We start from the raw sequence: 14,205 nt of genomic DNA on the forward strand, positions 1-14,205 counted from the left end.
TTGTGTCAAAATGAAGGGCCTTGAGGCTGTCCTCTGGAACGCTTGGTCCGGACCAGTTGTTCGCGCAGACCATGAAGCTGGGCCGCCCGAGGTTCGGGCGAATGGGCGTGCGCCACATGGGCCTGGGCCGCGCGGGCCAGGGCCAGGCGGCGGGCGGGATCGGCGATCAGCCCGTCCATGGCGGCGCCCAGGCCCTCGGCCGTCAGCGCGTCGACATAGACGGCGTGCGGGCCGCTGGCTTCGCGCAGGCCGCCGCGCCCGGACGAGATCAGGGCCGCGCCGGCCGCATGGGCCTCCAGCGCCGTCAGCCCCAGGGGCTCGGCCCAGACCGAGGGCGTCAGGGCGATGGCCGCCCGCCGCATGACGGCGCGGACCTCGGCCAGGGGGGCGGACTTCAGGACGGAGACACGTTCGCCGAACCGCTCCAGAGGGGCGACATGGGGCGCGGCCCAGGCGGCGTGCCGGTCCCAGTCGTTGAGCATCAGCACGGCGCGCCAGTCGGGATGGCGCTCCAGCACGCCGGGCAGGGCGGCGCAGATCAGGTCGACGCCCTTTTCCGGCATGGCGCGTCCGGCGAAGGCGATCAGCGGCTCGCGCTCGTCCACGGGCGCCCGCCACAGGTCGACGTCGATGGGGTTGGGCACGGCGAAGGCCTTGGCCTCCAACCGGGGGAAGGCCTTGAGAAAGTCCCGTCGCGCCGCTTCGCTGACGAAGATCAGTCCGTCCATGCGGCCATAGCGCCGCTCATAACGCCAGCGGTCGACGACGTGGCGCGGCGGCTTCACCGCATTGTGGCGATAGAGGGTGACCGCCGCGTCGGGGAAGCGCGGGGCCAGGGCGACGGCCTGCTCGGTCTGCTGGTGGAACTCAATCACGTCGGGGCGATAGGCGGCCAGGGCCTGGCGCAGGGCCTTCAGCCGGTTCGCGGCGGGCAGGGCGTGGACCGGCAGCTCGCCGTGATCCTGGGCGCCGTCGCAGCAGAAGACGCGGACCTGGCCGACGTCGACCCGCGCCAGCGTCCGCGCCACCGTCTCCATCGAGTTTGGATGCTCGAGGCAGAAGCGTGCGCCGACGGGCATGACGACGGCGGTTCTCATGCCGGGCGGTCTCCGGTCAGGGGTGTTAGGGCTTTGCGGCGGCGCGGGCCTCGAGGGCCCGCAGGCGGCCTTCCTCGGCCTTCAGGTCGCCGGTCAGCTGGCCCTTCAGCGCGGGGTCGGCAGTGGCGGCCAGCAGGGCGCGGGTCTCCTCCACCGCCTGACGGCGCGCGGCGATCAGGCGTGACAGCTCGTCGGTCTCGGCCGGAGCCGGGGCCGAGGCGCGGCGCGCGGCTTGAGCCTCGGCTTCCTCGGTGGTCTTCAGCGCGGCGGCGTGGCGGGCGGCGGCGGCGTCGCGCAGGGCGTGCTGGACGGGATCGCCGCCCTCGAACTCGCAGGCCGACAGCAAGGCGGCGCCGGCGACGACGAGGATCAGGGCGCCAACCCGAGCGTTTGCTCGCATCAGCCTTCGATCCAGTTGGGCATCCAGCCTTCGTGGAACTCGCGCAGGTGGGCGACGGGGATGCGGAACAGCTCGCCCTTCGGACCCGAGGAGGCGAAGTCCGCGCCCTTGACCTGGCCCACGACCGAGGCGTGCAGCCCGGCGTCCTGGGCCTTGGCGATCAGGGCGTCGGCGTCCGACACGGCGACCAGATAACGGGCCTGGTCTTCGCCGAACAGGAAGGCGTGGGCATGGGCGGCGCTGGAGGCGTTCAGCTCGATGCCGACGTCCGAGGCCAGGGCGATGTCCGCCGCCGCCCCGACCAGGCCGCCGTCCGACAGGTCGTGCACCAGGGCCAGCTCGCCCGCCTCGATCAGGGCGCGCACGAAGTCGCCGGTCTTGCGTTCCAGCTTCAGGTCGACCGGCGGCGGGGCGCCGTCCTCGCGGCCCAGCACCTCGCGTAGATAGATGGAGGCCCCCAGTTCGCCGTTGGTCTGGCCGATCAGCACCAGGACGTCGCCCTCGGCCGCGCCGCCGAAGCCGGTGGTCACGTCGTAGTTGGTCAGCAGGCCCACGGCGCCGACGGTCGGCGTCGGCGGAATGGCGACGCCGTTGGTCTCGTTGTAGAGGCTGACGTTGCCCGACACGACGGGGAAGTCGAGCTCGCGGCAGGCCTCGGCCATGCCGTCCGTGGCGCGGACGATCTGGCCCATGATCTCGGGGCGCTGCGGGTTGCCGAAGTTCAGGTTGTCGGTGATGGCGATGGGGCGGCTACCCACGGCGGTCAGGTTGCGCCACGCCTCGGCCACGGCCTGCTTGCCGCCTTCATAGGGGTCGGCCTGGACATAGCGCGGGGTGCAGTCGCTGGTGACGGCCAGTCCTTTTTCGGTGCCGTGGACGCGGATCACGCCCGCGTCGGCGCCGGTCGAGGAATCCTGCAGGGTGTCGGCCATGACGTGGCGGTCGTACTGCTCCCAGATCCAGCGCTTGGAGGCCATGTCGGGGCAGGCGATGACCTTCAGCACCGCGTCGTTCCAGCTGTCCGGCGCGGGCACTTCGCCCGGATCGAGGCGCGGCTGCAGCTCGGGCTGGACCCAGGGGCGGTCATACAGGGGCGCGTCGTCGAACAGCGGGGCCAGCGGCACGTCGCAGACCACCTCGCCGTGATGCTTCAGCACCAGATGGCCGGTGTCGGTGGTCTTGCCGATGACGGCGAAGTCCAGGCCCCACTTCTGGAAGATGCGGTAGCCGACATCCTCGAAGCCCGGCTTCAGGACCGCCAGCATGCGCTCCTGGCTTTCCGACAGCATCATCTCATAGGCGGTCATGCCGGTTTCGCGCTGGGGCACCTTGTCCAGGTCCAACTCGACGCCGACGCCGCCCTTGCCCGCCATCTCGACGGACGACGAGGTCAGACCCGCCGCGCCCATGTCCTGGATGGCGGCGACCGCGCCCGAGGCCATCAGTTCGAGGGTGGCCTCGATCAGCAGCTTCTCGGCGAAGGGGTCGCCCACCTGGACGGTGGGGCGCTTGGCGTCCGACTCATCGTCGAACTCGGCCGAGGACATGGTGGCGCCGTGGATGCCGTCGCGGCCGGTCTTGGAGCCGAAATAGACCACGTCGTGGCCCGCTTCCGGCGCGGCCGAATAGTAGATTTCATCGGCTCGCGCCAGGCCCACGCACATGGCGTTGACCAGGATGTTGCCGTTGTAGCCCTTGTGGAAGTTGGTCTCGCCCGCAACGGTCGGCACGCCGACGCAGTTGCCGTAGCCGCCGATGCCCGAGACCACGCCCTTGACCAGGCGCTTGGTCTTCTCATGCGAGGGATCGCCGAAGCGCAGGGCGTTCAGCAGGGCCACCGGGCGGGCGCCCATGGTGAAGACGTCGCGCATGATGCCGCCCACGCCCGTCGCCGCGCCCTGATAGGGCTCGATGTAGGAGGGGTGGTTGTGGCTCTCCATCTTGAAGATGCAGGCGTCGCCGTCGTCGATGTCGATCACGCCGGCGTTCTCGCCAGGGCCGCAGATGACGCGGGCGCCCGTGACCGGGAACTTCATCAGCTGCTTCTTGGACGACTTGTAGGAGCAGTGCTCGGACCACATGACCGAGAACACGCCCAGTTCGACCTGGTTGGGCTCGCGGCCCAGCCGGTCCAGCAGGACCTGATATTCATTGGGGGCGAGGCCGTACTCTTCGGCCAGCTGGGCGATGGTCTTTTGGGGCGCGCTCATGGGCGGGCCTTCTAGCCGTCTCTGGGGCGTCTGTCAGCCCGTCACCGGCGTTCGATCCCGCGCCTCAGGCCGAAGGTCACGATGACCCCCGCCACCACCACGAGGAAGGCCGCCGCCAGGGCCGTGAAGGCCAGCATCGGCTTGACCTCCTGCTCCGCCACGAAGGCCCCGACCAGGCCCCAGGCGATGGGCAGGGGATAGGCCAGGGTCCGCAGGGCCCAGGTCACGCCGATGCCGACCAGGGTGGTCGCGACGACGGCCAGGACGGCCCAGCCGGTCGGCGACAGGGCGGCGGGCAGGGCCTCGAACGCCGTCGCCACGGTGATCAGGTTCAGCGGCGCCGCCACGGTCAGCCACCCCGCCAGCGCCGCCAGCGGCCAGATCAGGAACCATCGGTCCCGCGCCATCGCCCCGGTCGCGCGGATCGTCCGGGCGCTGGCCAGCATCGGCAGCAGCAGGGCCAGCAGCGAGGCGAAGATGACGATGACGCTGGCCGCCTTCAGGTTCAGCGCCGCCATGACGATCCAAAAGCCGACGCCGAAGAAGGCCACGACCGACGGCCAGCCCATGAGGCCGATCAGCACGCTCTCGTCCGTCTGGGGCAAGGCCTGGCGCCCGGCGTAGATCAGGATGCCCAGATACAGCAGGCTCCAGATCGAAAAGGCGTAGCTCGCTACGCGCAGGGTCTGGTTCCCGTCGGCGGCGAATTCGGCCTGGCTCAGGCCAAGGTGGCCCAGGGCCTGAACGATGGGAACGACCACGGCGAAGACGGCGGCGGCCAGGACGGCCAGGCGGCGAGTCTGCTGGGCGGGGGTCAGGCGTTCGATGGCGGCCATGGGGGTCTCTGGGGTTTCTCTGGGGTCTCTCCGGGGGCTTTCCGGCTCAGCTTCGCCGCTATCTACGCGCCGGGGCGGGGATTGGTTCACGGCTTGGTTCAAGGGGGGCGGAACCGAGGGCGGCCTTTGCGGCTTGCTCTTATCAGATGTTGTCCTGGAGCCCGCCGATGACCGCCGCCAAGTCTCCGCCCCCTCCCGTCGCGACGCCGCCCGAACCTATCGAGCAGACCTTCGAGGAAGAGATCGAAACCCAGCATGCTCTGGAGCAGGGGCTCGGCATTGGCGCGCGCGAACTGGCCGCCATCCATGAATCGGGGGCCGAGGGCACGCTGGAGCGCGCCTCCGACGAAGAGGGCGAACCGGCCGAGGAAGAGGTCGAGGTCGGCGACTCCGGCCGCAGCGCCAGCGTGCTGGACCGCAAGACCGACCGAGCTTGACCGGCGCGGTTGAGCAAGGTTCCATCGGTCCATGACCGATGTTCGCCCTAGCGCTCCGCGGGTCCAGGCCCAGATGCCGGCACAGGCTCAGGTGCAAGGCCTGATGCTCCAGGCGCGGCAGGCGCGTGAACGGTCCGACTTCACGGCCCTGGCGGCGGCGGCGGAGGCCTTGCTGCGGATCAATCCGCGGGAGCCCCAGGCCCTGGTGTTCAAGGGCGACGTCCTGAGCGCCCAGGGCGACCATCGCTCGGCCATGAGCTTCTACGGCGCCGCCCTCGCCCAGGGGCGGGCGGTGGTCGCGCCCTCGCCGGAGCTGCGGGCGGAGCTTCAGCACGCGGCTCAGGCGCAGGCCGAGGGGGCGCTGCGGTTCGAGCAGGGGCTGCGCGACGGCCTGGCCCAGCGCGGGTTCGATCCGGCGACGTCGAGCCCGCGCTTCGCCGCCTCTCTGGATCTGATGACGGGGCGGCGGCGGCTCTACTATCAGCAGCCGAAGTTCTACATGTTTCCCGGCCTGCCCCAGGTGGAGTTCCAGCCGCGCGAGACCGTCGCCTGGCTGGCCGAGGTGGAGGCGGCGGCGCCCGCCATCCGGGCCGAGCTCGACGCCATCCTGGCGGAACCGGCCCTGTTCGCTCCCTATATCGAGGATCGCGCCAACCGCCCCCAGAGCGACCAGGCGGGCCTGCTGGGCAACGCGGCCTGGAGCGCGGTCTTCCTGTGGAAGGACGGGGCCGAGGTTCCCGAGGTCGCCGAACGATGCCCGCAGACGATGGCGGCCCTGGCGGCGGCGCCTCTTTGCCGCATCCCCGGCCGCTCGCCGTCGATCCTGTTCTCCAAGCTGCAGGCAGGGGCGAAGATTCCGCCCCACAACGGCCTGATCAACACGCGGCTGATCTGTCATCTGCCGCTGGTCGTGCCGCCGGATTGCTGGTTCCGCGTCGGCGGCGAGGAACGGCGATGGAAGGCGGGCGAGGCCTGGGCTTTTGACGACACCATTGAGCACGAGGCCGCCAACGACAGCGATCAGGACCGCACCATCCTGATCTTCGATGTCTGGAAGCCCGAGATCACGGCCGAGGAGCAGGATCTGATCCGCGCCCTGTTCGCCACGATCGACGCCAGCGGCTCAGGCGCGCCCAAGCTGGGCGTTTAAACCGCCGCGTAGATGCTCTGGAACAGGACGGCGCCGTCGGCGCTGCCCAGTTCGGCTTCGAACGCACGATCCGGGTGAGGCATCATGCCCAGCACATTGCCGCGCTCGTTCTGCAGGCCCGCGATGTCGCCGACCGAGCCGTTGGGGTTGTCGACGTAGCGGAAGACGACCTGACCCTCGCCCTCGATGCGCTTCAGCGTTTCTTCGTCGGCGTAATAGTTCCCGTCAGCGTTGCCCTGGGTCATGACAATCTCGCGCTGGCCCTGATAGCCCGAGGTGAAGCGGGTCTGGGCGTTGGCGACGGTGATGCTGATGGGCTTGCAGATGTATTTCAGGCTGCTGTTGCGCATCAGGGCGCCCGGCAGCATCCCGGCTTCGCACAGGACCTGGAAGCCGTTGCAGATGCCGACCACGGTGACGCCGTCGTCGGCGGCCTTCTTGACCGCCTGCATGATCGGGGCCTGGGCCGCCATCGCGCCGCAGCGCAGATAGTCGCCATAGGAGAAGCCGCCCGGCAGCACGATCAGATCGAGGCCCTTGGGCAGTTCGGTCTCGGCGTGCCAGACCATCTGGACCTGTTCGCCAGTGGAACGTTCGACGGCGACCTTGCAGTCGCGATCGCAGTTGGAACCGGGGAAGACGATGACGGCTGCGCTCATGGCCGGGCCTCCTAGCATCAATTGTTTCGGATGTCAGGCGTGGCCGGAGTTCCTTTTTCCTCCCCATGCAATGGGAGGTGGCGCGGCGCAGACATGCGCCGTGACGGAGGGGCTGCTTGGTTCCGCTGTCGCAGCCCCTTCACCACGTCGTGGTCCCCCTCCCCATGCCATGGGGAGGAAAGGTGAAGCATCAACCGACCTTGCGCCCCGTCAGCGGGCATCACGCTTTGTGTCAGGGCTCCCGCTTGAGCGGGATCAGCCGGCCTTGTTCTCGTAGGTTGCGGTGATCGAGGCCTTGGCCAGGGTGTGGAAATGCAGGTTGAAGCCGAAGACGGCGCCCGAGTCGTCCGCGCTCACCGGCAGGCGCTCCACGTCCACGGCGAAGACGGTGAAGACATAGCGGTGCGGGCCGTGGCCGGGCGGCGGGGCGGCGCCGCCGAAGCCGGCCTCGCCGTAGTCGGTGCGGCCCTGGACGGCGCCGTGGGGCAGGTTGGCTCCGCCCACCTTGCCCGCTCCGGCGGCGAGGGCGGTCACGTCCGCGGGGATGTTGGCGACCGTCCAGTGCCAGAAGCCCGAGCCGGTCGGGGCGTCGGGATCGAAGCAGGTGACGGCGAAGCTTTTCGTGCCCTCGGGCGCGCCCGACCACGACAGCTGCGGCGACTTATTGCCCCGCGCCTTGACCTGGGCGTCAGGCAGGAGCCCGCCCTCGACGAAGTCGGCGGAGGTGACGGTGAAGCTCATGACGGCGCTCTCCCTTGGCGGTGGTTTTCCGAACCCCGGACTAACGGAACGCTGGTCATCGGCGTTGCGCCGCGACATTGTGTTCCTAGCCGTGAGGCCGAGCCGTCTTGATGAGCGGAGGAACGGGATGCTGCAAGCCCTGTTGGACCGGACGTTTCAGACACGGGCGATCCGGGTGCGCCTGCCGGACGGCCGCGAACTGGTCGCGGGGCCGGGCGAGCCCGAGCTGACGGCGGTCCTGACCGACGCCAAGGCCGCCCTCGCCATCGCCGCCAATCCCGACCTGGCCCTGGGCGAGGCCTTCATGGACGGGACGTTCCGGGTCGAGGGCGGCAGTGTCTATGACTTCCTGCAGCTGACCACCTCGCAGCTGGCGCTGCGGCCCCGGGCGGGCAGGCTGGGCCTGTTGCAGCGCATCCGGCGCGGGGCCGAACAGGCCAACGACCGGCTGCACGCCCGCAGCAACGTCCATCACCACTACGACCTGACGGTCGACTTCTATCGCCTGTTCCTGGACGAGGACCTGCAATACTCCTGCGCCTTCTTCGAGACGCCGGGCGCCACCCTGGCCGAGGCCCAGGTCGCCAAGAAGCGCCGCCTGATCGACAAGCTGCTGCTGGAGCCAGGGCAGGCGGCCCTGGACATCGGCTGCGGCTGGGGCGGCTTGGGCCTGTCGATGGTCGAGCGCGGGGCGCGCGTCACCGGCGTCACCCTGTCGACCGAACAGCATCGCACGGCCAATGAGCGGGCGGCGGCCAGGGGCGTCTCGGACCGGGCCGACTTCCGGCTTCAGGACTATCGCGACCTGGACCAGACCTTCGACCGGATCATTTCGGTGGGGATGTTCGAGCACGTCGGCGCGCCGAACTATCAGGAGTATTTCGACGCCGTGGCCCGGCTGCTGAGCGACGACGGGGTGGCGGTGATCCATTCCATCGGCCGCAAGACCCCGCCCAGCCGCACCCAGACCTGGATCCGCAAATACATCTTCCCCGGCGGCTACATCCCGGCCCTGTCCGAGGTGCTGCCGGCCATCGAGCGGGCGGGCCTGTGGGTCACGGACATGGAGGTGCTGCGGCTGCACTACGCCGAGACCCTGCGCCATTGGCGCGAACGCTTCCTGGCGCGGCGCGACGAGGCCCTGGCCATGTACGACGAGCGCTTCTGCCGGATGTGGGAGTTCTACCTGGCCTGCAGCGAGGTGGCCTTCCGCGAACTGGGCCACATGGTGTTCCAGCTGCAGCTGACCAAGCAGCAGACGGCGGTTCCGCTGAGCCGGGATTACCTGTGCGAGTAGAGGCGGCTTCTCTCCTCCCCATTTTATGGGGAGGGGCCGCTGCGGCGGAACCAAGCGGCCCCTCCGTCACGTCGCCTGTCGCTCCGCGCCACCTCCCCACAAAGTGGGGAGGAAATGAAAAAGGCCGCTCTTGCGAGCGGCCTTGATCGTCTGATCCGTCTTCGCCGTCAGGCGACTTCGATGCGGTAGCCTTCGATGACCGTGTTGGCCAGCAGGGTCTCGCACATGCGCTTCACCTCGGCCTCCTTGTCGGCGACGGCGTCGTCGAGGTCGAACTCGATCAGCTTGCCGACGCGGGCGTTGGCGACGCCGGCCCAGCCCAGACCCTGCAAAGCGCCTTCAACGGCCTTGCCCTGGACGTCCAGAACGCCGGGCTTGAGGAAGACGTGAACTTTGACCTTGGCCATTAATGCAGCCCTCCTTGGATCACGGTCGGCATGTCCTTCATGATGCCGAGGCGGCGAGCCACCTCGGTGTAGCTTTCGATGACGTCGCCCAGGTCGCGGCGGAAGCGGTCCTTGTCCAGCTTCTCGCCCGTGGTCGAATCCCACAGGCGGCACGAGTCGGGGCTGATTTCGTCGGCCAGGATGACGCGGCTGAAGTCGTTCTCCCACACCCGGCCGAACTCGATCTTGAAGTCCACCAGGGTGATGCCGACGGCGCCGAACATGCCGCACAGATAGTCGTTGACCCGCACCGTCATGGCCAGGATGTCGTCCAGTTCCTGGGTCGTGGCCCAGTTGAACGCCGTGATGTGCTCTTCGGTCACCATCGGGTCGTTCAGTTCATCCTTCTTGTAGTAGAATTCGATGATCGAACGGGGCAGGGGCGTGCCCTCTTCCTGGCCCAGGCGCTGGGCCAGCGAACCGGCGACGACGTTGCGGCAGACGACTTCCAGCGGAATGATCTCGACTTCGCGAATCAGCTGCTCGCGCAGGTTCAGCCGCTTGATGAAGTGGTTGGTCACGCCGATCGAATTCAGGCGCGACATGATGAATTCGCTGATGCGGTTGTTGATGACGCCCTTGCCTTCCAGGGTCGCCTTCTTCTGCGCGTTGAAGGCGGTCGCGTCGTCCTTGAAATACTGGATCAGCGTGCCGGGCTCGGGACCCTCGTACAGGATCTTGGCCTTGCCCTCGTAGAGCTTCTTGCGCTTGGTGTTCATCATCGGGTCCCGGACGGGAAGAAAACGGACGGCCGCAAAACGAAAAACGCGCGGCCCGAAGGTCGGGGCGGCGCGGTCCTTGAATCGACGGCGGCTATATAGAACCTCGCGCCCTTTAGCCGAAGGGCGCCTGTGATACAAATATCCAGAACGACGCCGGCGTCGCGGGCGCCGACCGAGTTTGGTTGCGTTCGATCGCGCCGAGGGCCATAGAGCCGTTTGTGGACCAGATATGGTCCGTGGCTGGAGTTACGACGCGCATGACGACCTTCGACGATCGGGAACGGGCTTTCGAGTCCAAGTACGCCCTCGATCAGGAACAGGAATTCAAGGCCATCGCGCGTCGCAACAAGATGCTGGGCCTGTGGGCGGCCGAGAAGATGGGCCTCTCGCCCGAGAGCGCCGAGCAATACGCCGCCGCCGTGGTCCGCGCCGACTTCGAGCAGCCGGGCGAGGAAGACGTCTTCCGCAAGGTGGCCGGCGACTTCAAGGGCTCGGGCCTGACCGTGTCCGAGGGCGAGCTGCGCTCCAAGATGGACGAACTGGCCTCCATCGCCCGCGAGCAGATCCGCGCCGGCGAGTGATCGCACGGGCGTCCTGAGCGCCTGAAACCGGACATTTGAAGGGCCGCAACCGTTGCCGGTTGCGGCCCTTCTGCGATCCACGTCCCGCCGGGGGAACGGGACGGACCGAGCGCCGAAGCGCGCTTTCAGAACGCGCTGCGGCCTGCCGGGTTCGATCCCCTTACTTCGGCATCAGCACCGTATCGATCACGTGGACCATGCCGTTGGACTGAGCCACGTCGGCCTGGGTGACCATGGCCTTGCCGCCCTTGGCGTCGGTGAGCTCCCACTTGCCGCCGCCCATGTCCTTGGCCATCAGCTTTTCGCCCTGAACGGTGGTCAGGGTGGCCGTGCCGCCGCCCTTCTGGGCTTCGGCGGCGAGGTCGGCGGCCGTGAGACGGCCGGGGACGACGTGATAGGTCAGGATCTTGGTCAGTTCGGCCTTCTGGGCCGGTTGCATCAGGCCTTCGCGCGTCGCGGCGGGAATCTTGTCGAAGGCCGCATTGTCGGGGGCGAAGACGGTGAAGGGGCCGGGGCCTTGCAGCCGCTCGGCCAGGCCTGCGGCCTGGATGGCGCTGACCTGGGTGGTCAGGTTCGGCGCCTTCGAGGCGTTGGCGACGATGGTGTCCATCGGGTTCATGGCCACGCCGCCGACCATGGGCTCGGTCATGGCCGGAGCCTCGACGGGCGGCGGCGTCTCGACCGGAGCGGGCTCCTTCTTGGCTTCGTTGCGGCCGCAGGCGGCCACGGCCAGCAGGGCCACAGACGATAAGGCAAGGGCGGTGGTGCGGGTGAATGTCATGAGAATCCTCCATAGACGCCAGCTCGCGCGGGGAGCGGCGTCGGGAGGAAATACGGCCACCCGCCAAAAAGGATGCGAACCCCATCAAATTTTACGGCGCGGCGCGTGATGGGCGATCCCGGCGTCAGCCGAGATGGGGCGCGATCGCCGTCCAGCGAGACAGCTTCTCCTCGAACGGCCGGGCGTGGGCGGGGCTGGAGGACGGAAGGTCCAGAAAGGCGATCTTCCGATCCCCGCTCAGGGCGCGCCGGCCGAGCCGCGCCGCTGTCGCGCCGTTGAAGGCGACGGCGTTCAGTCTCGGCAGGCAGTCGACCAAGGCGGCCAGATCGGCCCCTTCCGGGTTGCGGATAGCGGCGTCCAGGCTGCCCCGGCGCTCGGCCGAGGCGATCACGTCCCACAGGCCGATGCCCGCCGCCAGCAGCCGCTCCAGCCGCGTCTCATAGGGAAGGGCCGGCAGGTCCGTTCCGATCACCGCCCCGGTCAGCCGCCAGAAGCCGTTCTGCGGGTGGGCGTAGTACTGCGCCGCCTTCAACGAGGCGTCGCCCGGCAGGCTGCCGAGGATGAGCAACTGGGTGCGGTCATCGACGACGGGTGCGAAGCCTGTCCGGCGGGCCGTCGTCAACGGTCGCGCCGGAACCAGCCCACGATCGAAAGGCGTGCGCCGTTCGCATAGGGCGCGACGGGGGCGACGGAATGGAGTTGGGGGACGCGGAACACTGTCAGGGTGTTCCAGCGCGGTATCAGTCCCCGCGTGACGTCGCCGGTGTCGGGGTCATGGAACAGGGTCTGACCGCCCCAGTCCGACCGCCAGCGCGAGGTGAAGCCCAGGGTATAGGCGGCCACGCGCTGAACCTCGTCGCTCGCGCTGTCGTCGTGCAGGCCGAGAAAGTCGTTGGGGCGATAAAGGGTGGCTTGCGAATCCGCCCAACTGATCGCGTCGTCGCCCGTCAGCTTGCGGCCGAAGGCGGCGAACTCCTCGCCCATGAGGAAGCCGGTCACGGGATGGATCGGATGGTTCGCGCGCGGCTCCCCGGCGTTGTAGGCCGAGACCATGCCGAAGTTGAAATAGATGAAGCCGTATTGCTGACCGCTGCGCTGGATCAGGGCGGCGATCTGGGCCTTGAGGTCCGGGCCGGCGCCTTGCAGGGCCTCCATGGGGATTTTGACCGGGCGGCCGTCCTCGCCGAGGAAGGTCAGAGCCCAGGGCAGGGAGGTCTCCATGATCTCGCTGATCAGTTCGGCGGTCGGGCGTTCGAAGACGTCCGGAATCTGCACCAGCCCGTCGCGAGCATAGATCTCCGCATATTTCTCGACATCGAGGGCGGGGTTCAGGCGAAGGGTCGGTTGAGACATGGAGCGCTCCGGCGGCGCAGGATCACGCCGATATCCCCGCTAATAGGCCAGGCTGTTTGATCTGGCCATCCGCGGCCATTCGCGCCCGCGCAACGAAAAGGGCGCTGGGGATTCCAGCGCCCTTGCTCGCAGCCTCAAGTCCCTCTTAGGCGGCGCCGAACACCCGCTGGAACACCACGTCGACGTTCTTGGTGTGGTAGCCGAGGTCGAACAGGGCCTCGAGCTGGTCGTGGGGCAGGGTGACGCGCGGGTCGGCCTTCAGGAAGTCGATGAAGACGCCTTCCCCGCGCCAGACCTTCATGGCGTTCTCCTGAACCGCCGCATAGGCGTCCTCGCGCGACACGCCCGCCTGGGTCAGGGCCAGCATGACCCGCTGCGAGAAGACCAGGCCGCCCAGGCGGTCGAGGTTCTTCTGCATGTTCTCGGGATAGACGTTCAGGCGCTCGATCACGCCCGCCAGACGGTGCAGGGCGAAGTCCAGGTGGATGGTGGCGTCCGGGCCGATGCCGCGCTCGACCGAGGAGTGGCTGATGTCGCGCTCGTGCCACAGGGCGACGTTCTCCATCGCCGGGACGACGGCCGAGCGGACCAGACGGGCCAGGCCGGTCAGGTTCTCGGTCAGGATCGGGTTGCGCTTGTGCGGCATGGCCGACGAGCCCTTCTGGCCCTTGTCGAAGAACTCCTCGGCTTCGAGGACTTCGGTGCGCTGCAGGTGGCGGATTTCCGTGGCCAGGCGCTCGATCGAGGAGGCGACGACGCCGAGGGCGGCGAAATAGGCGGCGTGACGGTCGCGCGGGATGACCTGGGTCGAGACCGGCTCGACGGCCAGGCCCATCTGGTCGGCGACGTACTGCTCGACGGCCGGATCGACGTTGGCGAAGGTGCCGACAGCGCCCGAGATGGCGCAGGTGGCGATCTCTTCACGGGCGGTGATCAGACGGCGCTTGGCGCGCTGGAACTCGGCGTGATAGCCGGCCAGCTTCAGGCCGAAGGTGACGGGCTCGGCGTGGATGCCGTGCGAGCGGCCGACGGTCGGGGTGTATTTGTGCTCCTTGGCGCGGGTTTCCAGCGCGGCCAGGACGCGGTCGACGCCGCCCAGCAGCAGGTCGGTCGAACGCGCCAGCTGCACCGCGAAGCAGGTGTCCAGCACGTCCGAGGAGGTCATGCCCTGGTGCAGGAAGCGGGCCTCGTCGCCGACGATCTCGGCCACGTGCGTCAGGAAGGCGATGACGTCGTGCTTGGTGACGCTTTCGATCTCATCGATGCGGTCGGCGTCGAAGGTCGCGTCCTTGCCCTTGGCCCAGATGGCCTCGGCGGCCTCGGTCGGGATGACGCCCAGTTCGGCCATCTTGGTGGCGGCGTGGGCCTCGATCTCGAACCAGATCTTGTACTTGGTCTCTTGCGACCAGATGGCGACGGCGTCGGGGCGGGAATAGCGCGTGATCATGGACGCGTCGTGTCGGTCGACGAGGGCCGGGAGTCAAGGCGCGGACGG

At 68.5% G+C, this 14,205-nt stretch carries 16 protein-coding genes; 4 read left to right on the top strand and 12 right to left on the bottom strand.

From position 1 onward, the window contains the following. Positions 1-5: 5 nt before the first annotated feature. From D8I30_RS08625 to D8I30_RS08640, 4 genes are read right to left on the bottom strand one after another with little or no spacing between them, the layout of a single operon-like run. Positions 6-1,097, bottom strand: coding sequence for a glycosyltransferase family 4 protein (locus D8I30_RS08625; RefSeq protein ID WP_240387193.1), 1,092 nt, complete (start codon positions 1,095-1,097; stop codon positions 6-8). A 25-nt stretch (positions 1,098-1,122) separates the two neighbouring features. After that, on the bottom strand, positions 1,123-1,497 hold the full coding sequence (locus D8I30_RS08630) for an indole-3-glycerol-phosphate synthase (RefSeq protein WP_121482384.1): 375 nt from the start codon (positions 1,495-1,497) through the stop codon (positions 1,123-1,125). Beyond that, a complete protein-coding gene (gene purL, locus D8I30_RS08635) occupies positions 1,497-3,707 on the bottom strand; it encodes a phosphoribosylformylglycinamidine synthase subunit PurL (RefSeq protein ID WP_121482385.1) in 2,211 nt (736 codons plus the stop codon). The genes D8I30_RS08630 and purL overlap by 1 nt, the downstream gene beginning before the upstream one ends. A gap of 41 nt (positions 3,708-3,748) precedes the next feature. Then, positions 3,749-4,543, bottom strand: coding sequence for a hypothetical protein (locus tag D8I30_RS08640; protein ID WP_121482386.1), 795 nt, complete (start codon positions 4,541-4,543; stop codon positions 3,749-3,751). Positions 4,544-4,710: 167 nt separating this feature from the next. On the opposite strand from D8I30_RS08640, the gene D8I30_RS08645 reads away from it, so the two are divergent. Continuing rightward, a complete protein-coding gene (locus D8I30_RS08645; RefSeq protein WP_240387194.1) occupies positions 4,711-4,980 on the top strand; it encodes a hypothetical protein in 270 nt (89 codons plus the stop codon). A gap of 31 nt (positions 4,981-5,011) precedes the next feature. Next, complete coding sequence (locus tag D8I30_RS08650) at positions 5,012-6,130, top strand: aspartyl/asparaginyl beta-hydroxylase domain-containing protein (RefSeq protein ID WP_121482387.1); 1,119 nt, start codon at positions 5,012-5,014, stop codon at positions 6,128-6,130. On the opposite strand, the gene purQ is transcribed toward D8I30_RS08650, so the two are convergent. Both purQ and D8I30_RS08665 read right to left on the bottom strand, forming a co-directional pair. After that, the gene (purQ, locus tag D8I30_RS08655) at positions 6,127-6,789 is read right to left on the bottom strand and encodes a phosphoribosylformylglycinamidine synthase subunit PurQ (RefSeq protein WP_121482388.1); all 663 of its coding nucleotides are present in this window, start codon (positions 6,787-6,789) and stop codon (positions 6,127-6,129) included. The genes D8I30_RS08650 and purQ overlap by 4 nt on opposite strands. A gap of 255 nt (positions 6,790-7,044) precedes the next feature. Further along, complete coding sequence (locus D8I30_RS08665) at positions 7,045-7,530, bottom strand: YbhB/YbcL family Raf kinase inhibitor-like protein (protein WP_121482390.1); 486 nt, start codon at positions 7,528-7,530, stop codon at positions 7,045-7,047. A 127-nt stretch (positions 7,531-7,657) separates the two neighbouring features. Between D8I30_RS08665 and D8I30_RS08670 the strand changes: the two genes are divergently transcribed. After that, positions 7,658-8,827: an SAM-dependent methyltransferase gene (locus D8I30_RS08670; RefSeq protein WP_121482391.1), complete on the top strand. Its 1,170-nt coding sequence runs from the start codon at positions 7,658-7,660 to the stop codon at positions 8,825-8,827. Positions 8,828-8,994: 167 nt separating this feature from the next. Here the strand turns inward: D8I30_RS08670 and purS are convergent, their stop codons facing one another. Both purS and purC read right to left on the bottom strand, forming a co-directional pair. Further along, complete coding sequence (gene purS, locus D8I30_RS08675; RefSeq protein WP_121482392.1) at positions 8,995-9,234, bottom strand: phosphoribosylformylglycinamidine synthase subunit PurS; 240 nt, start codon at positions 9,232-9,234, stop codon at positions 8,995-8,997. After that, positions 9,234-9,992, bottom strand: coding sequence for a phosphoribosylaminoimidazolesuccinocarboxamide synthase (gene purC / locus D8I30_RS08680; RefSeq protein ID WP_121483464.1), 759 nt, complete (start codon positions 9,990-9,992; stop codon positions 9,234-9,236). Before purC ends, purS begins: the two co-directional genes overlap by 1 nt. A 260-nt stretch (positions 9,993-10,252) precedes the next feature. On the opposite strand from purC, the gene D8I30_RS08685 reads away from it, so the two are divergent. Beyond that, entirely contained in the window at positions 10,253-10,576 is a 324-nt protein-coding gene (locus D8I30_RS08685; protein WP_121482393.1) for a DUF1476 domain-containing protein, read from the top strand. 160 nt (positions 10,577-10,736) lie between these two features. Here the strand turns inward: D8I30_RS08685 and D8I30_RS08690 are convergent, their stop codons facing one another. From D8I30_RS08690 to purB, 4 genes are all read right to left on the bottom strand, one after another. After that, positions 10,737-11,357: a fasciclin domain-containing protein gene (locus tag D8I30_RS08690; protein WP_121482394.1), complete on the bottom strand. Its 621-nt coding sequence runs from the start codon at positions 11,355-11,357 to the stop codon at positions 10,737-10,739. Positions 11,358-11,481: 124 nt separating this feature from the next. Continuing rightward, positions 11,482-11,979: a DNA-deoxyinosine glycosylase gene (locus D8I30_RS08695; protein WP_121482395.1), complete on the bottom strand. Its 498-nt coding sequence runs from the start codon at positions 11,977-11,979 to the stop codon at positions 11,482-11,484. Further along, complete coding sequence (locus D8I30_RS08700; RefSeq protein WP_121482396.1) at positions 11,976-12,710, bottom strand: 2OG-Fe(II) oxygenase family protein; 735 nt, start codon at positions 12,708-12,710, stop codon at positions 11,976-11,978. Before D8I30_RS08700 ends, D8I30_RS08695 begins: the two co-directional genes overlap by 4 nt. A 145-nt stretch (positions 12,711-12,855) precedes the next feature. Then, complete coding sequence (gene purB / locus D8I30_RS08705; RefSeq protein WP_121482397.1) at positions 12,856-14,157, bottom strand: adenylosuccinate lyase; 1,302 nt, start codon at positions 14,155-14,157, stop codon at positions 12,856-12,858. Between the last annotated feature and the right edge of the window lie 48 nt (positions 14,158-14,205).

This window comes from Brevundimonas naejangsanensis (genome assembly GCF_003627995.1).
GTDB classification, from domain to species: Bacteria; Pseudomonadota; Alphaproteobacteria; order Caulobacterales; family Caulobacteraceae; genus Brevundimonas; species Brevundimonas naejangsanensis_B.

Coding starts and splice junctions, on each gene's coding strand:
- D8I30_RS08625 (WP_240387193.1), bottom strand. CDS start 1,097: ATGAGAACCGCCGTCGTCATGCCCGTCGGCGCACGCTTCTGCCTCGAG.
- D8I30_RS08630 (WP_121482384.1), bottom strand. CDS start 1,497: ATGCGAGCAAACGCTCGGGTTGGCGCCCTGATCCTCGTCGTCGCCGGC.
- purL (WP_121482385.1), bottom strand. CDS start 3,707: ATGAGCGCGCCCCAAAAGACCATCGCCCAGCTGGCCGAAGAGTACGGC.
- D8I30_RS08640 (WP_121482386.1), bottom strand. CDS start 4,543: ATGGCCGCCATCGAACGCCTGACCCCCGCCCAGCAGACTCGCCGCCTG.
- D8I30_RS08645 (WP_240387194.1), top strand. CDS start 4,711: ATGACCGCCGCCAAGTCTCCGCCCCCTCCCGTCGCGACGCCGCCCGAA.
- D8I30_RS08650 (WP_121482387.1), top strand. CDS start 5,012: ATGACCGATGTTCGCCCTAGCGCTCCGCGGGTCCAGGCCCAGATGCCG.
- purQ (WP_121482388.1), bottom strand. CDS start 6,789: ATGAGCGCAGCCGTCATCGTCTTCCCCGGTTCCAACTGCGATCGCGAC.
- D8I30_RS08665 (WP_121482390.1), bottom strand. CDS start 7,530: ATGAGCTTCACCGTCACCTCCGCCGACTTCGTCGAGGGCGGGCTCCTG.
- D8I30_RS08670 (WP_121482391.1), top strand. CDS start 7,658: ATGCTGCAAGCCCTGTTGGACCGGACGTTTCAGACACGGGCGATCCGG.
- purS (WP_121482392.1), bottom strand. CDS start 9,234: ATGGCCAAGGTCAAAGTTCACGTCTTCCTCAAGCCCGGCGTTCTGGAC.
- purC (WP_121483464.1), bottom strand. CDS start 9,992: ATGAACACCAAGCGCAAGAAGCTCTACGAGGGCAAGGCCAAGATCCTG.
- D8I30_RS08685 (WP_121482393.1), top strand. CDS start 10,253: ATGACGACCTTCGACGATCGGGAACGGGCTTTCGAGTCCAAGTACGCC.
- D8I30_RS08690 (WP_121482394.1), bottom strand. CDS start 11,357: ATGACATTCACCCGCACCACCGCCCTTGCCTTATCGTCTGTGGCCCTG.
- D8I30_RS08700 (WP_121482396.1), bottom strand. CDS start 12,710: ATGTCTCAACCGACCCTTCGCCTGAACCCCGCCCTCGATGTCGAGAAA.
- purB (WP_121482397.1), bottom strand. CDS start 14,157: ATGATCACGCGCTATTCCCGCCCCGACGCCGTCGCCATCTGGTCGCAA.